Source organism: Pseudomonas sp. Y24-6 (genome assembly GCF_020295325.1).
Lineage (GTDB): Bacteria > Pseudomonadota > Gammaproteobacteria > Pseudomonadales > Pseudomonadaceae > Aquipseudomonas > Aquipseudomonas gregormendelii.
The window spans coordinates 324,318-344,093 of record NZ_JACBXG010000005.1 but is presented as its reverse complement, the minus strand read 5'-3'; the positions used below and the strand labels follow the sequence as shown (position 1 = coordinate 344,093).

Here is a 19,776-nt window from a genome sequence, read left to right as displayed (position 1 = left end):
TGAAAGGACTGTTGCGCATTGGGCAAAAATAGGCCGCTGCCTGGCGTGTGCCTGTTACCGTTGGACTGCCGTGCCTGCATCGCGAGCAGGCTCGCTCCCACAATTGATTTCAACGTTTTGGAGAAAACCCCTGTGGGAATGACCCTGCTCGCGATTGCGGCGGCTCAGGCAGTACATTTTCAGCGGGAAGAGCCCAGCTGGCGTATCAGACGGGCAGGTGAATCCCGAACGTATTCACGCCCTCATCACTGCGCGCAAACACATCCCCGCCATGCATCAAAGCAATCGCCTTGACGATCGCCAGCCCCAAGCCATGGTTGTTCCCGCTGTTGCTGCGCGAAGCATCAACCCGGTAGAAGCGCTCGAACAGGCGCGGCAGGTGCTCGCTGGCGATCGGCGCGCCCGGGTTGGCCACGCCAATGCTGACCTGATGAGCCTGGGCTTCGATGCGCACAAGGATCACCTGTCCGGGCTCGGTGTGCTGCACGGCATTACTCAACAAGTTGATCAGCGCACGGCGCAGGTGTGCGATCTCGATTCGCACCTGCGCGTCGCCGCTGACCTGCACCTCAACCTGAGCGTCCTCGAGGATGAAATCCAGGTACTCCAGGGTGGTCGCCACTTCATCCGCCAGCGAGGTCGAAGTCAGCTTGGTGGCTTTGCTGCCCTGGTCGGCACTGGCCAGGAACAGCATGTCGTTGATGATCGAGCGCAGTCGCTCCAGTTCCTCGAGGTTCGATTGCAGCACTTCGAAGTAGTGTTCCGCCGACCTTCCGCGAGTCAGCGCGACCTGGGTCTGGCCGATCAGGTTGGTCAGCGGCGAGCGCAATTCATGGGCCACGTCGGCATTGAAGGACTCAAGGCGTGAGTAGGCCTGCTCGACCCGCTCCAGCGTCGAATTGAATGAGCTGACGAACTGGTTCAGCTCCGGCGGCAGCGGCGACAGTTGCAACCGGCCGGATAGAAGTGGCGGCGCCAGGCGTTGGGCTTCCTGGGATAACTTGATCAGGGGTTTGAGGCCGATGCGTGCCACCCAATAGCCAAGTGCAGAAGCCAGCAGCACGCCAACGATCGCCAGGCTGATCAGGGCGATCAGCAAGTGGTGCTGCGTCTGGAAAAAGGTTTCGGTGTCGATGCCGATCATGAAGCGCAGCGCGGGACGCTGGTCCTTGGCGGGAAACTGACTGACCAGCACCTTGAGTGGATAAGGCTGGTCCGGCAGCTTCAGGTCGCGCATGCCCAGGGGGCCTTGGGCAAAGGCGCGGATCTGGGGCGTGAGCTCGCCGTATTCATAGTGTTGATCGCCGCTGATGATCCAGAAGCGTATGCGCTTGTCTTCCTCGCCCAGCAGCTTGAGCTTGTTGTTGATCTTCACCCAGTGCTCTGGCGTGCCGTAACGTCCGACGGTGGATTCGAGCACGCTGTAGCGCGCATCCAGTTCGGCTTCGGGCAGCAGGCCCAGGCCCTTGTCGACCTGCTGGTACAAGGCCCCGCCAATCAACAGGAACACCAGCAAAGCCACCAGCGTGAACATGCCGCTGAGGCGCAGGGCGATCGAGTTACTGGACATTACGGCTCTCCAGCACGTAGCCCATGCCGCGAATGGTGTGCAGCAATTTCTCCTCGAAAGGCCCGTCGAGTTTGGCGCGCAGACGCTTGATCGCGACCTCGACGACGTTCGCATCGCTGTCGAAATTAATGTCCCAGACCATCTCGGCGATCGCGGTCTTCGAGAGAATTTCCCCTTGGCGACGGGCCAGTACGCTTAGCAGCGAGAACTCCTTGGCGGTCAGGTCCAGGCGGGTTCCGGCACGTGTCGCCTTGCGGCTGATCAGGTCGATCCATAAGTCGGCGATGCTCACCTGCACGGGTTCATGTCCGCCACTGCGGCGGGTCAGCGCTTGCAGGCGCGCGACCAGTTCGAGGAAGGAGAACGGCTTGCCCAGGTAGTCGTCGGCACCATCGCGCAAGCCCTTGATGCGGTCTTCGACTCGCTCGCGGGCGGTCAGCATGATCACCGGGGTTTGCTTGCGCGCACGCAACGCCCGCAGGACGCCAAAGCCGTCGAGGCCCGGCAGCATGACGTCGAGGACGATCACCGCGTAGTCACTTTCGAGCGCCATGTGCAGGCCTTCCACTCCGTCGCGCGCCAGGTCCACGGTGTAGCCTTGTTCCGTCAGGCCGCGGTGCAGGTAGTCTGCGGTTTTTTCTTCGTCTTCGATAATCAGGACGCGCATGACCCCGCCTCAGTCTGTGGTCGCCGGCGCCGCTACCGGCGCTGGTTCAGGTCGATGGAATAGCCGCTCCAGCCACAAGTATATGACCGGCGTGGTGAACAGCGTCAGCGCCTGGCTCACCAGCAGGCCACCTACCACCGCGATCCCCAGTGGCTGGCGCAGTTCGGCGCCGGTGCCGTAGCCGAGCATCAACGGCAAGGCGCCCAGCAGTGCGGCGAGGGTGGTCATGATGATCGGCCGGAACCGCGTGATACAGGCTTCATAGATGGCTTCTTGCGGTGTCAAGCCACGGTTGCGCTGGGCATCGAGGGCAAAATCAATCATCAGGATACCGTTTTTCTTCACGATGCCGATCAGCAGTACCAGGCCAATCAGCGCCATGATCGAAAAGTCCTGCCCGCAGATCCACAGCATGATGACGGCCCCGAGCCCCGCCGATGGCAGCGTCGAGATAATGGTCAGCGGGTGGACAAAGCTCTCGTAGAGCACGCCGAGGATGATGTACACGGCCACCAGCGCCGCCAGGATCAGCCACGGCTGGCTGGCCAGCGAACTCTGGAAGGCCTGGGCTGCGCCCTGGAAATTACCGCTCATGGCGGCCGGCATGCCGATCTCGGCCTTGGCCTGGTTGAGCATGATCACTGCATCGCCCAAGGCCACGCCGGGGGCCAGGTTGAATGACAGGTTGGCGGCCGGGAACATGCCATCGTGGGCAATGGACAGCGGGCCCACCGTTGGCGCATCGAATCGGGCGAGGGCCGAAAGGGGCACCATTTCCCCGCTCAACGGCGAGCGCAGATAGAAATAGTTGAGGCTTTCTGCTTTGCCGCGTTGCCGGGTGTCCAGCTCCAGAATGACGTTGTACTGGTTGATCTGGGTCTGAAATTCGTTGATCTGGCGCTGGCCGAAGGCGTCGTACAGCGCTTCGTCGACATCGCTTGCGGTCAGGCCGAAACGCGCGGCGGCGCTGCGGTCGATGCTGATATGGGTGATGCTGCCGCCCAGTTGCAGGTCGTTGGAAATGTCGCGGAACGCCGGGTTGCTGCGCAGCTTGTCGGTCAGGCGCTGGGTCCAGGTGCTGAGCGTCGCGCCGTCGTTGCTCTTGAGCACGTATTGATACTGCGCGCGGCTCGGGCCGGAGCTCAGGTTGATGTCCTGGCCGGCACGCAGGTACAGCACGATGCCGGGGACCTTCATCAACTGCGGACGAATCCGGTCGATGAACTCGCTGGCCGAGACATCACGGTCGCCGCGTTTTTTCAGGGATATCCAGAATCGGCCGTTGGCGATGGTCTGGTTGCTGCCCGACACGCCGACCGAATGGGAGAACGCCTGCACGGCCGGGTCGGCGGCGACTATCTCGGCCATGGCCAGGTGTTTTTTCACCATGTCACCGTAGGAAATATCCGCGGCGGCTTCGGTCGTGCCCAGGACGAACCCGGTGTCCTGCACCGGAAAGAACCCCTTGGGAATGAATATGTAGCCGGCAATGGCCAGGCCCAATGAAACGCCGAACACCCCGATCATCAGCTTCTGGTGCGCCAGTGCACGGCGCAGGCCTTTTTCGTACCATCCCAGCAGGCGCTCGCCGAACCCCGGCTTGCGGTTGGCGTGATGCACCGGCGCGCGCATGAACAGCGCGGCCAGGGTCGGCGCGAGGGTCAGCGACACCACGACCGAAATCATGATAGTCGCGGTGGCCGTCAGGGCGAACTCCTTGAACAGCCGCCCGACCACGCCGCCCATGAACAGCAACGGAATGAACGCCGCCACCAGCGAGAAGCTGATCGAGACCACGGTGAAACCGATCTCGCCCGCACCCTTGATCGCCGCCTCGCGCATGCCATCGCCGGCCTCCAGGTGACGGTGGATGTTCTCCACCACCACAATCGCATCGTCGACCACAAACCCCACGGCCACCACGATGGCAACCAGGGTCAGGTTATTCAGGCTGAAGCCCATGATGTACATCAGGGCGAAAGTGGCGACCAGCGAAACCCCCAGTACCGCCGAGACGATCAACGTTGCGGAGAGCTGGCGCAGGAACAGCGCCATGACCGCGACGACCAGGGCGATCGCGATAAGCAGGGTAATTTCCACCTCGTGCAGCGACGCACGGATGGTCTGCGTGCGGTCGATCAGCACCTTGACCTGGACCGAGGCCGGCAACATGGCCTCCAGGCCGGGCAACGCGGCCTGGATGCGGTCGACTGTTTCGACAATGTTGGCCCCCGGCTGGCGCGAGATCACCAGGTTCACCCCGGGTTGATCACCGGCCCAGGCCTGCACGTAGGCATCTTCCGAACCGTTGACGACCTTGGCCACGTCCTTGAGATGAACCGGGGCACCGTCCTTGTAGGAAACAATGAGTTGGCCGTATTCCTCGGGGTGGAACAACTGATCGTTGGTCGACAGGGTCGAGATGCTTGATTCGCCGTACAGCGCACCCTTGGCCAGGTTGAGGCTGGTCTGCTGGATGGTCAGGCGGATGTCGGCCAGGGTCAGGCCGATCGCTGCGAGCTTGTCGGCGGAAGCCTGGACGCGGATGGCTGGACGCTGCTGACCGGTAATGTTGATTTGGCCTACGCCGTCGATCTGACTGATCTGCCGTGCCAGCAGGGTTTCCACCAGGTCACTGAGTTCCGGGCCGGGCAGCAGGGTCGAATTGATGCTGAGGATCAGCACCGGGCTGTCGGCCGGGTTGACCTTGCGCCAGGTCGGCAGGTTAGGCATGTCCTTGGGCAGTTTGCCTGAGGCCGTGTTGATCGCCGCCTGAACTTCCTGGGCGGCGGTGTCGATGCTTTTGTCGAGGGTGAACTGCAGGGTCAGGTTGGTCGAGCCCAGGGCGCTGCTCGAAGTCATCTGGGTCACGCCGGGGATGGCGCTGAATTGCACTTCAAGTGGCGTGGCCACCGATGAAGCCATGGTCTCCGGGCTGGCCCCGGGCAATTGCGCGGCCACCTGGATAGTGGGAAATTCGGCTTCCGGCAGGGGCGCGATCGGCAATTTCGGGAACGCGATCACCCCGAGCAGCACCAGGGCGAACGTCAGCAGGATCGTCGCGACCGGATGATCGATGCACCAGGCGGAAACCGAATCGCGGCCTTTCATGACTTGGGCCCCGACTGCACGACCTGCGGCGGCTCGGTCAGCACCTGTACCGTGGAGCCGGGCTTGAGCCGGGACTGGCCATCACTGACCAGCACATCGCCGGGCTTCACGCCCTTGATAATGTCCTGCCCGCTGCCTTGATACACCATCTGCACGGGGACGATCTCGACCTTGTCACCCTTGACCCTGTACACGAAATGTTGATCAAGCCCGCGTTGTACGACCGTGGGTGGAACTACCAGCGCAGCCTTGTCCAGGGCTGTCTGGATTTTTACCGTCACCAGCAGGCCGGGCCAGAGTTTTTGTCCGGGATTGTTGAATTCGGCCTTGGCGCGGATGGTACCGGTGTTCGCGTTGATCTGATTGTCGATCAGGGTCAGATGCCCCTCGCCCAGCAGGTTGCCGGTCTCGCCGTCGGTGTCGGCACCGATGTAGGCTGATACCTGTGCATGCTCGGGGTCGTTGATCAGGCCTTGCAGGGTCGGCAGCATTTGCTGGGGCAGGGAGAATTCCACCGCAATCGGGTCGATCTGGGTCACCGTGAACAGCCCCTGCGTATCGGTCATGCGCAGCACATTGCCTTCGTCTACCGTGCGAATACCCACTCGCCCGGTGACCGGGGAGCGAATCTGCGTGTAGGAAAGTTGTACTTGCGCTGCATCGATCGAGGCCTGATTACCTTGGGCCGTGGCCTTGAGCTGGTTGACCAGCGCCTGCTGCTGATCATAGGTCTGCTTCGACACGCCATCATCGACGCTGAGCAATTTGTAGCGCTTGAGGTTGACCAGTGCCACCTGCAACTGCGCCTGGCTTTCACCCAATTGCGCGCGGGCCTGATCAAGGCTGGCGCGAATCGTGCGGTCATCGATGGTGGCGAGCAGGTCGCCTGCTTTCACCAATTGTCCTTCCTTGACCAGCAACTTGGTGAGCACACCATCGATCTGCGGACGCACCACCACACTGTGCAGGGACAGCACCGAACCAATGCCGCTGACAAAGCGCGGAACATCTTTTTCAGCGACGTTCACTACGCGAACGGGAATGGCGGTCGGCGTGGCCAGTTTCGCCGTGGCTGGCTTGCTCAGGTACCAGATGCCCAGCGCCATCAGCGCGATCAGAAGGGTGGCGAGCAGGGCGGTCTTTTTCTGGATTCGCATGCGAGTGGGCGCCGGGCAGAAGATCGAAAGGGGAGGGAGATTTATACCTCCCTTATAGCCCTGTTACACCGTCAGCAAAGTGACTGCCAACTGACAGCGCTGTCAGTTTGGCCGCCAAGCCGGTAATAGGCACCGTCACCTACCCGTAGGCAGCGGTTGTCAGCAGACGTTGAAAATTCTTGCAGCGCCGACCGAAGGTGTGCGTGGGTCGGCCGGGCAGGTATACTGCCGCCTTTCGCGGCTCGCTGACCGGGCCCGACTCTTTTGCATCACCCGGAGCTTTCATGACTTCCCCGACACAACCGCCGGTTGCCGACGCTTCGAGCGACGCCCCGGCAGACCTGCCAGACAGCGTCGACTCCAACGCAGACAGCGAAACCAAAACTGCAATCCCGGCCTTCAAGTTCCCGTTCAAGCCAGGCGAGCTGTCTGCGGCAAAAAACGCCAGCCAGCCCTGGTACAAGAATGGCGCGAAGAATGGCCATACCAAGACCCCAGGCGCTGCGCCCCCGGGTACCCGTCGTTCGATGGGTAAGCGCTAGGCTTCAGGCTAATTGCTGATGCGTGCACCGCCATCGCGAGCAGGCTCGTTCCCACAGGGGCGGGCTTGGCCGCGACAGGTTTTCAGATCAGGCCGCCCGCAACGAAATAAACGCATAGTTCTGCGCTGTCTCGCTGGTCACCTCGGCACCGGCGGCTTGCACCTGGCCGGCGATGTCGTCGCCTGACACATGGAACAGCCACTCGCTGGCCCATTCCGGCAGCGTCTGGCCGGCCAGTTCATCGAAGATCGTGGCAAATTCGGCCATGTCCGGCAGGTACGCAGTGAACCCGTCGCCCTTCAACGCCGTGGTGCGAATGCCCAATAGCGCGCACATCGCATCCTTGACCAGCACGTCGTCGCGGTCCGCCTGGCGGGAGCGCTGGATCAGCTCGGCCAGTGGCTGATCGACCAGGGTGCCGCCGACGATCAGGTCCGGGCCGCTTTCCCACGATTGTGGCGGGCACTCCTTCACCGCGATGTCGAGCGGGATGTGCGGATTGATCTCCATGGGGTAGATGCGGCAGACCAACGGGCGGCGGTCATAGATGCGACACAGGTTGTCTTCGTCAAGATTCCGGCAGCGACCCTGGTTGTAGGCGGCAAAGGTAATGGCCACGAACGCCTCGGTTTCGCCGCTGCTGACCTGTACCGAGCGACGCTCGGCATGTTCGCGTTGCTGCACGGGCAGGCCCAGGCCATTACCGAGAAAACCCTCGACCAGCACGATCACCTGACCGCCGTCAGCGGCCCACATGCGGGCTTCATCCAGGGTCAGGGGGACATGGTGATCGGTGCAGCATTTGCCACAACCTACGCAGGAAAACGTCGTATTCATTGAGCAGTCAGTCGCATCCGAAGGCAGTCAAGCGGTGACGGAAAATCACCGCGCAGGCCTGCCTGGAAGCAAGTTATGCGCCATTCACCGGTTTTTGGCCGGCGGGCGGATGGAATCCCACTCGGTGACATAGGCTGTTTTGCTTTTCTTGTTGTAGAGGCACAGCTCGGTGCCTTGCTGGCCTTTCATGTGTTTTTGCGGGTACTGGCCTTGCAGCAGCAGTGCGGTGTACTCGACCCGGTCATCGAATTGAGCGGCGTTACCGACCGGTTTGGCGTTCTTCAGGCCGCTGGCCTTGGTGCAACTGGTGAGCACGGCCTTGTCGAAGGCGGCCCAGGCGTCTGAGCTGGAAGCCTGGGCCTGGGTGGCGAGGGCGCCGAGACAGATGAAGGTCAGGGTGATCGCTTTCATGGGTTTCGGGATCCTGGGGCATGGGTTGTCCGAGGTTGGAGTATGCCTCGACAGGATAAGTTTGCCCGACCGCCTAAAGATCGCAGCCTTCGGCAGCTCCTACAGGGTGGGCTGCGTTCGTCGGCAGGAGCTGCCGAAGGCTGCGATCCTGGCGATATCAGGCAGGCACCGGTTCGCGCCTGACCACATACATCCCGACACGCTCATACAACCGCAGCGCCCTCAGGTTGTCTTCCCGCACCTTCAAATCAACAAATCCTTCGCGCCTTTGCTGGAATATGTTGAAGGCATGGAGCAGCAGTGCCCGGCCTACACCTCGGCCCTGGGCCCGCGGATGCACCACCAGGTTTTTGATGTAGGCACTCGTCCAGCACTGGCAGACACCCACAATCCCTTCATCGTCCAGCGCGATGAAGCACAGGGACGGGTCGTACTCGGGATCGGTTTCAAAACGCCGTTGCCAGGTATCCAGTACCGGCACGCGACCGCCACCGTGCAGATAACCCTGTTCCATCAAGCGATGAACGGCTTCAGCCCGGTCCGGGCGGTACTGGCTGAGGACAATACCCGGCGGCCAAGTGATCGCGGGCACCGCTGTAGCGAGGTTGCGCCGCATCAGAAAACAGAAATCCTCGCTCACACCTTAATGACCCTGTTCTGCAACGGTCTTGGCGGCTTCGATCAGGCACTTGGTCAGTTCCGGCGAGGAGAACTTGGTCAATACGGCGTTTGCGCCGGCAAGACGCGCCTTTTCGCTGTTCATCGCACTGTCCAGAGACGTGTGGAGCAACACATAGAGGTGGGAGAAATCCGGGGTTTCACGCAAGGTCCGGGTAAAAGCATAGCCGTCCATCTCCGACATTTCGATGTCTGAAACGATCAGGTTGATCTGCTGTTCGGTGCCTTGCAAGTCCAGCAGGCAATCGATGGCCTCCTTGGCGCTGCGGGCGGTGTGGCATTGCAGGCCGAGGTTGCGCAGGGTGTGCACCGATTGCTGCAATGCGGTCTGGCTGTCATCGACCACCAGGATCCGCGCGTTGCCGAGTATGTCGGCGTCTTCCATGCTGAGTTCGGTCGGTGCCGATTCGATCTGGGCCGGGGCAATGCCGTGGATGACCTTTTCGATATCCAGCACCTGCACCAGCGTGCCATCGACCGAGGTGACCCCGGTAATGTACGAGCGCGAGCCGCCAGAGCCGTAGGGCGGTGGGCGGATATCGGTGGTCAGGCAGTGGACGATCTTGCTCACTGCCTGCACGTGCAGACCCTGTTTGGAGCGGCTGACATCGGTGACGATCAGGCAACCACCGTTGGGGTCTTCCAGCGGTCGTTCGCCAATGGCTCGGCTGAGGTCGATCACCGACAACGACATTCCGCGCAGGCTGGCGATGCCTTTGACGTGTGGGTGTGACTCCGGCATTTTGGTCAGCGGCGGGCAGGGGATGATTTCACTGACTTTCAGCAGGTTAATCGCCATCAACTTGCCGCTGCGCAAGGTAAATAGCAGAAGCGAGAGTGAGTCTGCGCGGGCTTTGGTGGAGGACATAAAAACCTTCTGTGGAGAAAGGTGATGGGCGGGCCGGGGACCGCCAACAACTATCGATGCCGGGTTATCGACTTGTCGGGGGCAGGCTTTAGCATTCAATCGATGTTCGATTGATCAAAAGATCGAACGATCCTTGGTTACTTCATGCCGAGGCGCTTGGCCATGCGTCCAAGATTCGCCCGGTCCAGGCCCAGCTCCCGCGCCGCGCTGGCCCAATTGTCGTGGTGGCGTTCCAGGCAAGCGCTGATCAGTTGTCGCTGATAATTTTCGGTTGCTTCACGCAGGTCGCCTGACACCGTTGCCACCGCTGCACCGGCGGGTTGCTCTGGCACTGCTTGGACGTTGCCATTGGGCAGGTCCAGATCCGCCGCGCTCAAGGTGAGAATCTTCGGCCGCTCCTTGCAGTGTCCCAGCGCCTTCAGGGCGCTGCGGCCAATCAGGTGCTCCAGCTCCCGCACGTTGCCCGGCCAGTTGTAGGCCAGCAACGCGGCTTGGGCATCGCTGCTCAGGCGCAGGCTGTTGAGGCCCATGCGTGAGCGGTTCTGCTCAAGGAAGTATCCGCTGAGCAACAGTACATCGCGCCCGCGGTCGCGCAGCGCCGGCACCAGCAGGGGGTAGACGCTCAGCCGGTGATAAAAATCGGCACGATAGCGACCACTGCGCACTTCCTCGGCCAGGTCGCGGTTGGTCGCGGCAATCAAGCGCACGTTCACCTGGTGTTCCTTGTCCGACCCCAACCGTTGCAGCTGGCCGCTTTGCAGCACGCGCAGCAGTTTGGCCTGCACAGTCAGCGACAGCTCGCCCACTTCGTCGAGAAACAGCGTGCCGCCATTGGCCAGTTCGAATTTTCCGCGCCGGTCATTGGTGGCGCCGGTGAAGGCGCCGCGCACGTGGCCGAACAGCTCGCTTTCCACCAGGGTGTCGGGCAGGGCGGCGCAGTTGAGGCTGATGATCGGTTTGTCGGCGCGGGCGGACGCGGCGTGGATGGCCTGGGCCACCAGTTCCTTGCCGACCCCGGTTTCGCCAGTGATCAGTACGGTAAGGTCGCTGCTGCCCACCAGGTCGATTTCTTCAACCAGGCGTTTGAGCGCCTTGCTCTGGCCGATCATCTCGCGGTTCTGCTGGCCGCTCGCCTGGCGATAAACCTCGGCGCGCTGATGCTCGTCTTCGGCCCTGTTGGCCAGGCGCTCGATCCGTTCGGCTGCATTGACCGTGGCCGCCGCCAGGCTGGCGAACGCTTGCAGTGCATCCAGCTCAATCGGTTCGAAGCGTTGCGGATCGAGGGCATCGAGCGTCAGCAGGCCCCAGGGGCGTTCGTCGATAAACAACGGGCAGCCCATGCAGTCATGGACTTCCAGATGCTCATGCAGGCCATCGACCAGCCCATCGTAGGGGTCTGGCAACTCGCTATCGGCGGCAAACCGGGTGGGGCCCGGACTGCTGAGCAGCGCTTCGAAGCGCGGATGCTCGCTGATTTTAAAGCGCCGCCCCAGGGTATCGGTGCTCAGGCCGTCGACTGCCAGGGGCACCAGCCATTCGCCATCGATGCGCAATAGGGCTGCAGCATCGCACGGCAGCAGGGCGCGCATGGCTTCGAGCAGGCGTCGATAACGCTCGCCCTCCGGGAGCTCGCGGGACAGGTCAGAGACCAGCGGGAGCAGCGTGGTGAGCAAGGATTTTGCAGTCATAGTGACTCCATATAGTCGATATGACTATAAATCACATCAGGTCTAAATGACTATATAGTTGGTAAGTTATTGATTTATATGAAAATTAAATCTGGCATGAAAACTGATACGTAAGGGCAAACGAATAGAAACCCAGGAGTTACTTTATGCTGAGCGCTCAAGATCGTGCAATCGTCAAATCCACCGTGCCGTTGCTGGAAAGCGGTGGCGAAGCATTAATTACCCATTTCTACCGGATGATGCTCTCCGAATACCCTGAAGTGCGCCCTTTGTTCAACCAGGCCCACCAGGCCAGTGGAGACCAGCCGCGTGCCTTGGCCAACGGTGTGCTGATGTATGCCCGTCACATCGATCAACTCGACCAGTTGGGCGATCTGGTGGCCAAGATCATCAACAAGCACGTGGCCTTGCAAATCCTGCCGGAGCATTACCCGATCGTTGGCAGCTGTTTGCTGCGTGCCATTTGCGAAGTGTTGGGTGACGAGATCGCCACGCCTGAAGTGATGGCCGCCTGGGGCGCAGCCTACGGTCAACTGGCCGATATCCTGATCGGCGCGGAAAAAAGCATCTACGACCAGAAGGAACAGGCGCCTGGCGGCTGGCGTGGCGCGCGGGAGTTCATCGTGGCGGCCAAGGTCGAGGAGAGTGCGGAGATCATTTCGTTCTACTTCGAGCCTGCCGATAAGGGCCCGATCCTGGCAGCGGAGCCTGGCCAGTACATCGGCATGAAACTGGTACTCGATGGTGAAGAAATTCGCCGTAACTATTCACTGTCGGCATTGACCAAGGGCCAATACCGCATCAGCGTCAAGCGTGAGCACGGCGGTCGCGCCTCCAACCACCTGCACGATCAACTGCACGTCGGTGCGTCCATCCAGCTGTTTCCGCCATCGGGTGAATTCACCCTCAGTGCCAGTGACAAACCCCTGGTGCTGATCAGTGGCGGCGTTGGGATTACCCCGACCCTGGCGATGCTGGAGGCGGCGCTGGCAACTGAGCGTCCGGTGCACTTCATCCACTGCGCGCGCAATGGCAGCGTCCATGCGTTTCGTGACTGGATCGACGGGCTTGCCGAACGTCATCCGCAGCTCAAGCGGTTTTACTGCTATGCCGAAGATGACGGCGTGAGCCCGGCGGCGCATAAGGTGGGGTTGTTGAGCCAGGAACAGTTAGGCGAGTGGTTGCCGCAGGAGCGCGATCTGGATGCCTATTTCCTTGGGCCCAAGGGTTTCATGGCGGCGGTCAAGCGCCATCTCAAGGCGCTGGGTGTGCCGGAGAAGCAAAGCCGCTACGAGTTCTTCGGGCCGGCATCCGCGCTGGAATAACCACCGCACCTTTTGCACGGGCGGATTGCAAAGGTGTAGCTGATTGCCCGCGATGAGGCCTGTACAGTCACCCTTGCAAGCCGGCCCCGGGAGAGTCAGCTCAGCCCTTCAGTTCCTTCAAATGTTTGTAAACCGTCGCCCGTCCCATGTTCAGGACATTGGCCACATAGTTGGAGGCGCTTTTGCCTTTGAAGGCGCCTTCGGCGTGCAGGGCCAGGACCAGTTCGCGTTTGTGGTCGCGGGTCAGCATGCTCAGGCTCAGCTGTCGCTCGCGCAGCCAGGCATGGAGGAAGGTGTTGATCCGCTCCTGCCAGTCATCACGGAACAGTGAGTCCGGTTGCGGTATCAGCTTGCTCGGCGACAGGAACAGATCCAGCGCCGCCTTGGCGTTTTCGAACAACGAAATATTCAGATTGATGCACAGCACCGCCAAAGGATGACCAGCGCTGTCACGCAACACGCTGCTCAGGCTGCGAATTTTCTGACCATCCCAATTGAGCTTTTCATACGGCCCGATGTTTCGTTCGCTGACCTCATCACTGAGTATGTCTTCCAGCGAGGAATCGTCGCCGATTTCGCGTTTCGACAGGTTGTTGGCGATGTAGTCGACTTTCTGCGTGCGCAGATCGTGCAGCACCACTTCGGCATGGGGAAAGAACAGCGTCGCAATCGCGTCACTGATGGCTCGGTAGTTATCCAGGGCCGGATCTTTCTCGGGGGCGTTCATTCAGTGGTGCTCCGCGCGACGTCAGCGCCCATAAGGCAGGGCGCTGGAAGTTTGCAGCAAACGGGAGTGGACGTCACCTGACTACCCCTGTTGGTTCAGGCGGGCGGGGGCGAGCATGGCGGCATTCAGGCCGAATTTCGACAGGGCTTCCGGCAGGGCCTCGCCGCGCACCAGTGCAGCGCTGGCCTGGCCCATCGCCGGAGAGGTCTGAATCCCGTAACCGCCTTGAGCCGCCACCCAGAACAGTCCAGGTACTTGCGGATCGAAGCCGGACAGCAAATCGCCGTCGCTGACAAAACTGCGCAAGCCCGCCCAGGTGCGGGTCGGGCGGCGGATGGTCAGGGTGGTGGCCTCCTCGATCTGGTAGATGCCCATGGCAATGTCCAGCTCTTCGGGTTGCACATCATGGGGTTCGACCGGGTCGGCATTGGCTGGCGAGCCGAGAAGCATCCCGGCGTCGGGCTTCATGTAGAAGGATTCATCCAGGCTGACCAGCATCGGCCAGTGGTGGATGTCCACGCCTTCGGGCCCGGCAAAGATGAACGCCGCGCGGCGCTTGGGTTGCAGGCCCAATGGCTGCGCGCCAGCGAGGGCGCCGATTTTGTCCGCCCAGGCGCCTGCCGCATTGATGATGACCGGGGCGCTAAAGGTTTGGCCGTCGGTTTGCACCTGCCAGATGCCCTCGGCATCCCGGCTCAGGCTCACCACCTGAGTATCGGTCAGGACCTGGCCCTGGTTGCGGCGGATTCCGCGCAGGTAGCCCTGATGCAGCGCATCGGTATCAATGTCGCTGGCGGTCGGGTCATAGATGGCGCCATGAACTTTTTCCCGGCGCAAGATCGGCAGGCGCACGCACGCTTCCTCGGCGCTAAGCAGCTGCATCTGCGGCACTGTGACCTTGGCGCTCAGGTACTGGTTCTGCAGTTCGGCAGGGTCGCCGCTGAAGTCCACCGTCATCTCGCCGCGCGGGGTCAGCAGTGGATGTTCGCAGAAGCCTGGCGGTGGTGCGTCGAAGAAATCCCGGCTGGCCTGGGTCAATGCCCGAACCTGTGGTGTGCCGTAAGCGGCGGTGTACAACGCCGCGGAACGGCCGGTGGAGTGGTAGCCCGGATGGGATTCGCGTTCGAGCACAATCACCCGCGCGTGCTGCGACAGCCAGAAACCGGTGGAAGCGCCGGCAATGCCGCCGCCGATGATGATGAAGTCTGCCTGGCTCATGCTTGTCTCCTGATGGGCGCAAATGCCAATGTTATTGATACCCCCCTGTGTAGGAGCTGCCGCAGGCTGCGATCTTTTGATCTTGCTTTTACCAGGTCAAGATCAAAAGATCGCAGCCTTCGGCAGCTCCTACAGGGGTTGGTGGTGTTAGTGCTGTAGGCGGTAGATGGCATTGGCCAGCGCGATGTCTTCCAGGCCCAGACCGATCGAGCGGAAGAACACGTGGCGATCGTAGGCCGGACGTTGCACTTTTTCGCTCATCAGCTCGGACAGGTCGCCGACGATACTGTCCTTGTCCCAGCCATGCTGTTCGCCGGCAATCAGCATCTCGCCGGCCGAACCGGGCGTGGTCACGCGATAGTCGCAGAACACCTGCATGGCGTTGAGGCTGTGCGGCGGCACTTCGTGAGCCCGTGGCGCATTGGTGCTGATGGAGGTGATCAGGGCCGGTTTGCTCAAGGTGGACGGGTCGATGACCGGGCCAGCGGAGGAGGTGCACAGCATGATCACGTCAGCGTCCAGGACGGCCGCTTCGCGACTGGAAACCAGCGTCAGGCGCGGATCAAGCCCTGTGAGCCGTGCCTTCGCTTCAGCGTCAAGACCGTCCAGGCTCGGGGAATACAGGTTGATGCTCTGCCAGTCACGCAGGCCCTTCACGTAATGCAGGTGCGCCTGGGCCACCTTGCCGCTGCCGATAATTGCCAGGCGCTGTGCTTTTGGCGGCGCCAGGGCATCGACCGCCACGGCGGTGGTCGCCGCCGTACGTGCCGTGGTCAGTTCACCGGCATCACAGAGCAACAGCGGTTGACCAGTCTGCATCGACATCAGCAGCGTCCACGCCGTCACCAGCGGGCCTTGCTCGCGCACGATGTAAGGCGAAGTCTTGACCCCATAAACGCCATCTTCGGCCAGCACACCCAAGTAGTTGATGAAGTCGCCAGCGCCTTGGGGAAATTCAACCAGTTGCTGCGCCGGTTGCACCGCGTACCCTGCGGCCAGGTCACGGAACAGTTTGCGCAGGATCTGCGGCACGTCGATTTGATCGAGCAACTCGCGTGCTTGAGGTTGGGTGACCACGTAAGGCGTGCTGGACATGAACGGCTCCGGAGACTGCATATGAACTATTTTGTCTATTATGGACTTTTAGTTTATTCCGACAAGCTCCGTTCGAGAAAAAACCAGGCAAAAAAAAGCGCAGTCCGTTGCCGGCTGCGCCTCTTCTACTGCGGCCCGTATTTACGGGCGCTTACGCTCAACCGCCCGCAACAAATGGGTCGGCGGCGTCTCGCAGCTGATCTTGCGACCCAGCAGCGCCTCGATGGACGGCAACTGGTAAGAGTCGTCTTCACCGGCGAAGCTGATGGACACGCCATCGGCGCCCGCACGTCCGGTGCGGCCGATACGATGCACGTAGTCGTCCGGCATTTCCGGCAGGGTGAAGTTGATCACGTGGCTGATACCGTCAATATGAATGCCGCGACCGGCAACATCGGTGGCGACCAGCACGCGGATCTTGCCTTCGCGGAAGCCTTCCAGCGTCTTGATGCGCTTGTGCTGCGGTACGTCACCGGACAACTGCGCGGCGTTGACGCCATCACGCACCAGCCGTTCTTCGATGCGACGCACTTCGTCCTTGCGGTTGGCGAACACCATCACCCGCTCCCAGCCGTTGTCGTTGACCAGGTTGTAGAGCAGTTTGTATTTGTCAGCACCGGCAACGGCGTAGATGTGCTGCTCGACGTTTTCGCTGGCGACGTTCTGCGACTCGATCTCGACGATCGACGGCTCGGTGGTCCATTGCTTGGCCAGGTTCATCACGTCTTCGGTGAAGGTCGCGGAGAACAGCAGCGTCTGACGCTCGTTCTTCGGCGGGGTCTGGCGAATGATCTGCCGCACCTGCGGGATGAAGCCCATGTCGAGCATGCGGTCGGCTTCGTCCAGGACCATGACTTCGACCATGTCCAGGTGCACGTCGCCGCGCTGGTTGAAGTCCAGCAGACGGCCGGGCGTGGCCACGAGGATGTCGCAGTGACGGGCTTCGAGATGCTTGAGCTGCTTGTCGAAGTCCATGCCGCCGACGAACGTCATGACATTGAGGCCGGTGTACTTGGTCAGGTCAGCGGCGTCCTTGGCAATCTGCACCACCAGTTCCCGGGTTGGCGCGATGATCAACGCCCGTGGCTCGCCCATGTAGCGCTCTTTGGGCGGCGGGGTTTGCAGCAACTGGGTGATGATCGAGATCAGGAACGCAGCGGTCTTGCCGGTGCCGGTCTGGGCGCGGCCGATGGCATCCTTGCCAGCGAGGGTAAAGCCCAGCACCTGCGCCTGGATCGGCGTGCAATACGGGAAGCCCAGGTCCTGGATGGCGTGCATCAGTTCAGGGGCGAGTTTGAAATCGTGGAAACGGGTTTTGCCTTCCTGGGGTTCGACGACGAAGTCTTCGAGTTTCCAGGGAATAACCGGTGCCTTGGGCTTGGGTTCGCGACGCGGCCTGGCAGGCTTGGGGGTTTCGCTGCGCGGCGGCTCGTCGGCTGTTACCTCGACAGTAGGGGCAGCCTGCGGGGTCATCGGCTCGTGCTTGGGTACCGCTGCGGTGGCGGTCCGGCCAGACTGATTACCGTCGGCGCGGTGGCTGGGTGAGTGAGACGGAGCGCTGGAGGCTGGCGCGAGCTGCTCAGTCTCGCTTTTACCGAACATTTTCTTGAGTGCTTTGAGCACGGTCATCTCATCAATTGATTAAGGAATGTACGCCGGCCAGTGTAATGCAAGAATCGGGCGCGGCGTAGTGTGATGATCAAAGGCAGCTTTTACACAGTCTGTTTAGCGTAGGCGCTCGGTCAGCCAGGCGCCGATATCGCTGATCTCTTCGGGTAACACTTCGTGGCCCATTGGGTATTCCTGCCATGTCACGGTGACACCATGGGCCTTCAAGTGCTCGTAGGCACTGCGCCCCATCGAATTTTGCACCACGTCATCGTACTGGCCGTGCAGGCACAGCACGGGAATACGCTGCTGGCTGGCGGAAATGTCCAGCGCGTCGCTGAACGTCGGAGCGTAGGTGGAGAGGGCAAGTACGCCACCCAGCGGGCCTTGCCATTTCAGGAAGGCCGCGTGCAACACCACGGCACCGCCCTGGGAAAAACCGGCGAGAAAAATTCGCGAGGCGTCTATTCCGCTGGCGCGCTCAGTTTCGATCAAGTCCAGAACCCGTTTTGCTGACTCATCCAGCTGCTCGCGGCTGATTGCCCGGGCCGGGCTCATGGCCAATATGTCGTACCAGCTTGGCATCTCGTAGCCACCATTAATGGTGACCGCGCGCGTGGGTGCCTGGGGTAAAACAAAGCGGGTGCTCAACAGGGTTTCCTGCAGCGCTTCGGCCACTGGCAGGAAGTCATAACGGTCGGCGCCCAGGCCGTGCAGCCAGATAACGCAGGCGTCTGCTGGCTTGACGGGTTGAAGAATCAGGGGCTCGGTCATGTTCGCTCCATTTTTGTGCGTGCGCTCTCATTGAGTGCGAGATCTGAGTGCGCGTCTGGTTGATCAGTTAAGAAGATGTCGCAAGGTTACAAGTTTTGCTATTGACCTGTCTTTGAATCGCTTTGGCGGGCGGTCTGGTACGGGCTTTGCTATGGGAAAACCCGAGCAATCAATCCAGCGACTGGCGGTAACACTATCAGTGTACTGCCGGTGGCGGGATAGCAACAAAAATCCGGTGATGGATGTTCGCCAGTGGCCGCTACGGGCTTCGCGAACGTGAAGGGCTACAGCCCGTTCGGCCGACTGGTGAGAGTGAGCGATCCATGATGTGGATTTTCTCCTACTAGACTCATAGCTAAGGTCCTACGTCGCTTGACCCTAAAAAAAGCCAACACGGGTCAACAACGCCTCATAAGGGTGCGACTGGACTCACGCTCCGACACAACAAGAGCAAAACTGGAGGTTTGAATGAAGATGTTGAAATCCACCCTGGCCGTCGTGACTGCAGCCGCAGTACTTGGCGTCAGCGGGTTCGCTCAGGCGGGTGCAACCCTGGATGCAGTGCAGAAGAAAGGTTTTGTACAGTGCGGTGTAAGTGACGGCCTGCCGGGTTTCTCGGTTCCGGACGCCACTGGCAAGATCCTCGGCATCGATGCTGACTTCTGCCGCGCTGTAGCCGCTGCCGTATTCGGCGACGCGACCAAGGTTAAATTCAGTCAGTTGAACGCCAAGGAGCGCTTCACTGCGCTGCAGTCCGGCGAAATCGACATCCTGTCGCGCAACACCACCATGACCAGCTCCCGTGACGCGGGCATGGGCCTGAAGTTTCCAGGCTTCATCACCTACTACGACGGCATCGGCTTCCTGGTAAACAACAAGCTGGGCGTCAAGAGCGCCAAGGAACTGGACGGTGCAACCATCTGCATCCAGGCCGGTACCACCACTGAGCTGAACGTTTCCGACTACTTCCGTGGCAATGGTCTGAAATACACCCCGATCACCTTCGACACCTCCGATGAAAGCGCCAAGTCGCTGGAGTCCGGTCGTTGCGACGTGCTGACCTCCGACAAGTCCCAACTGTTCGCCCAGCGCAGCAAGCTGGCCGCGCCGAAGGACTACGTGGTTCTGCCGGAAACCATCTCCAAGGAGCCCCTGGGCCCTGTCGTGCGTAACGGCGATGACGAGTGGCTGGCAGTGGTCCGCTGGACTGGCTACGCCATGCTCAACGCTGAAGAAGCCGGCATCACTTCGAAAAACGTCGAAGCTGAAGCCAAGGCCACCAAGAACCCGGACGTCGCTCGTATGCTCGGGGCTGACGGTGAATACGGCAAGGATCTGAAACTACCGAAAGACTGGGTCGTACAGATCATCAAGCAAGTAGGTAACTACGGCGAAGTGTTCGAGAAAAACCTCGGCAAGAGCACCCCGCTGGAAATCGACCGTGGCCTGAACGCGCTGTGGAACAACGGCGGCATTCAATACGCACCACCAGTGCGCTGA

17 protein-coding genes are annotated in these 19,776 nt (G+C 61.0%); 3 read left to right on the top strand and 14 right to left on the bottom strand.

Translation table 11 applies throughout. The features are described from left to right. Positions 1 to 205 precede the first annotated feature (205 nt). Genes HYI44_RS12455 through HYI44_RS12440 form a run of 4 tightly spaced genes read right to left on the bottom strand, consistent with a single transcriptional unit; the run spans position 206 to position 6,505 of the window. On the bottom strand, positions 206 to 1,570 hold the full coding sequence (locus HYI44_RS12455; RefSeq protein ID WP_122838794.1) for a heavy metal sensor histidine kinase: 1,365 nt from the start codon (positions 1,568 to 1,570) through the stop codon (positions 206 to 208). Further along, a complete protein-coding gene (locus HYI44_RS12450) occupies positions 1,560 to 2,237 on the bottom strand; it encodes a heavy metal response regulator transcription factor (RefSeq protein WP_225569527.1) in 678 nt (225 codons plus the stop codon). The genes HYI44_RS12455 and HYI44_RS12450 overlap by 11 nt, the downstream gene beginning before the upstream one ends. Positions 2,238 to 2,246: 9 nt before the next feature. Beyond that, positions 2,247 to 5,348 (bottom strand): multidrug efflux RND transporter permease subunit, encoded by a 3,102-nt coding sequence (locus tag HYI44_RS12445; protein WP_225569526.1) that lies wholly within the window; start codon positions 5,346 to 5,348, stop codon positions 2,247 to 2,249. After that, positions 5,345 to 6,505, bottom strand: a complete 1,161-nt coding sequence (locus HYI44_RS12440; RefSeq protein ID WP_225569525.1) for an efflux RND transporter periplasmic adaptor subunit — start codon at positions 6,503 to 6,505, stop codon at positions 5,345 to 5,347. Before HYI44_RS12440 ends, HYI44_RS12445 begins: the two co-directional genes overlap by 4 nt. Before the next feature lie 284 nt (positions 6,506 to 6,789). Between HYI44_RS12440 and HYI44_RS12435 the strand changes: the two genes are divergently transcribed. Continuing rightward, a complete protein-coding gene (locus tag HYI44_RS12435; RefSeq protein ID WP_122838798.1) occupies positions 6,790 to 7,047 on the top strand; it encodes a hypothetical protein in 258 nt (85 codons plus the stop codon). A gap of 87 nt (positions 7,048 to 7,134) precedes the next feature. On the opposite strand, the gene HYI44_RS12430 is transcribed toward HYI44_RS12435, so the two are convergent. The 5 genes from HYI44_RS12430 to norR all read right to left on the bottom strand — a co-directional run bounded on the left by HYI44_RS12430 (position 7,135) and on the right by norR (position 11,529). Further along, complete coding sequence (locus HYI44_RS12430; RefSeq protein WP_122838799.1) at positions 7,135 to 7,884, bottom strand: YkgJ family cysteine cluster protein; 750 nt, start codon at positions 7,882 to 7,884, stop codon at positions 7,135 to 7,137. Between the two features lie 84 nt (positions 7,885 to 7,968). Next, the gene (locus tag HYI44_RS12425) at positions 7,969 to 8,295 is read right to left on the bottom strand and encodes a hypothetical protein (protein WP_045059304.1); all 327 of its coding nucleotides are present in this window, start codon (positions 8,293 to 8,295) and stop codon (positions 7,969 to 7,971) included. A gap of 157 nt (positions 8,296 to 8,452) precedes the next feature. Then, positions 8,453 to 8,911 (bottom strand): GNAT family N-acetyltransferase, encoded by a 459-nt coding sequence (locus HYI44_RS12420; protein ID WP_225569524.1) that lies wholly within the window; start codon positions 8,909 to 8,911, stop codon positions 8,453 to 8,455. A 27-nt stretch (positions 8,912 to 8,938) separates the two neighbouring features. Further along, positions 8,939 to 9,841, bottom strand: a complete 903-nt coding sequence (locus HYI44_RS12415) for a chemotaxis protein CheV (protein WP_045059306.1) — start codon at positions 9,839 to 9,841, stop codon at positions 8,939 to 8,941. Positions 9,842 to 9,978: 137 nt separating this feature from the next. Then, the gene (gene norR, locus HYI44_RS12410) at positions 9,979 to 11,529 is read right to left on the bottom strand and encodes a nitric oxide reductase transcriptional regulator NorR (RefSeq protein WP_225569523.1); all 1,551 of its coding nucleotides are present in this window, start codon (positions 11,527 to 11,529) and stop codon (positions 9,979 to 9,981) included. A 146-nt stretch (positions 11,530 to 11,675) separates the two neighbouring features. Here norR and hmpA point away from each other — a divergent pair, with 146 nt between their 5' ends. Continuing rightward, positions 11,676 to 12,854 carry an NO-inducible flavohemoprotein gene (gene hmpA / locus HYI44_RS12405; protein WP_122838803.1) on the top strand — a complete coding sequence of 393 codons (1,179 nt, stop codon included), beginning with the start codon at positions 11,676 to 11,678 and terminating at the stop codon, positions 12,852 to 12,854. 100 nt (positions 12,855 to 12,954) lie between these two features. Here hmpA and HYI44_RS12400 read toward each other — a convergent pair whose 3' ends face one another. From HYI44_RS12400 to HYI44_RS12380, 5 genes are all read right to left on the bottom strand, one after another. Further along, on the bottom strand, positions 12,955 to 13,581 hold the full coding sequence (locus HYI44_RS12400) for a transcriptional regulator (RefSeq protein WP_225569522.1): 627 nt from the start codon (positions 13,579 to 13,581) through the stop codon (positions 12,955 to 12,957). Positions 13,582 to 13,662: 81 nt separating this feature from the next. Next, positions 13,663 to 14,799, bottom strand: a complete 1,137-nt coding sequence (locus HYI44_RS12395) for an NAD(P)/FAD-dependent oxidoreductase (RefSeq protein ID WP_225569521.1) — start codon at positions 14,797 to 14,799, stop codon at positions 13,663 to 13,665. Between the two features lie 147 nt (positions 14,800 to 14,946). Continuing rightward, a complete protein-coding gene (locus HYI44_RS12390) occupies positions 14,947 to 15,894 on the bottom strand; it encodes an ornithine cyclodeaminase family protein (RefSeq protein ID WP_225569520.1) in 948 nt (315 codons plus the stop codon). 141 nt (positions 15,895 to 16,035) lie between these two features. Continuing rightward, on the bottom strand, positions 16,036 to 17,523 hold the full coding sequence (rhlB, locus tag HYI44_RS12385; RefSeq protein WP_122838807.1) for an ATP-dependent RNA helicase RhlB: 1,488 nt from the start codon (positions 17,521 to 17,523) through the stop codon (positions 16,036 to 16,038). Between the two features lie 96 nt (positions 17,524 to 17,619). Further along, entirely contained in the window at positions 17,620 to 18,276 is a 657-nt protein-coding gene (locus HYI44_RS12380) for an alpha/beta hydrolase (protein WP_122838808.1), read from the bottom strand. A gap of 468 nt (positions 18,277 to 18,744) precedes the next feature. Between HYI44_RS12380 and HYI44_RS12375 the strand changes: the two genes are divergently transcribed. Beyond that, positions 18,745 to 19,776 (top strand): amino acid ABC transporter substrate-binding protein, encoded by a 1,032-nt coding sequence (locus tag HYI44_RS12375; protein ID WP_122838809.1) that lies wholly within the window; start codon positions 18,745 to 18,747, stop codon positions 19,774 to 19,776.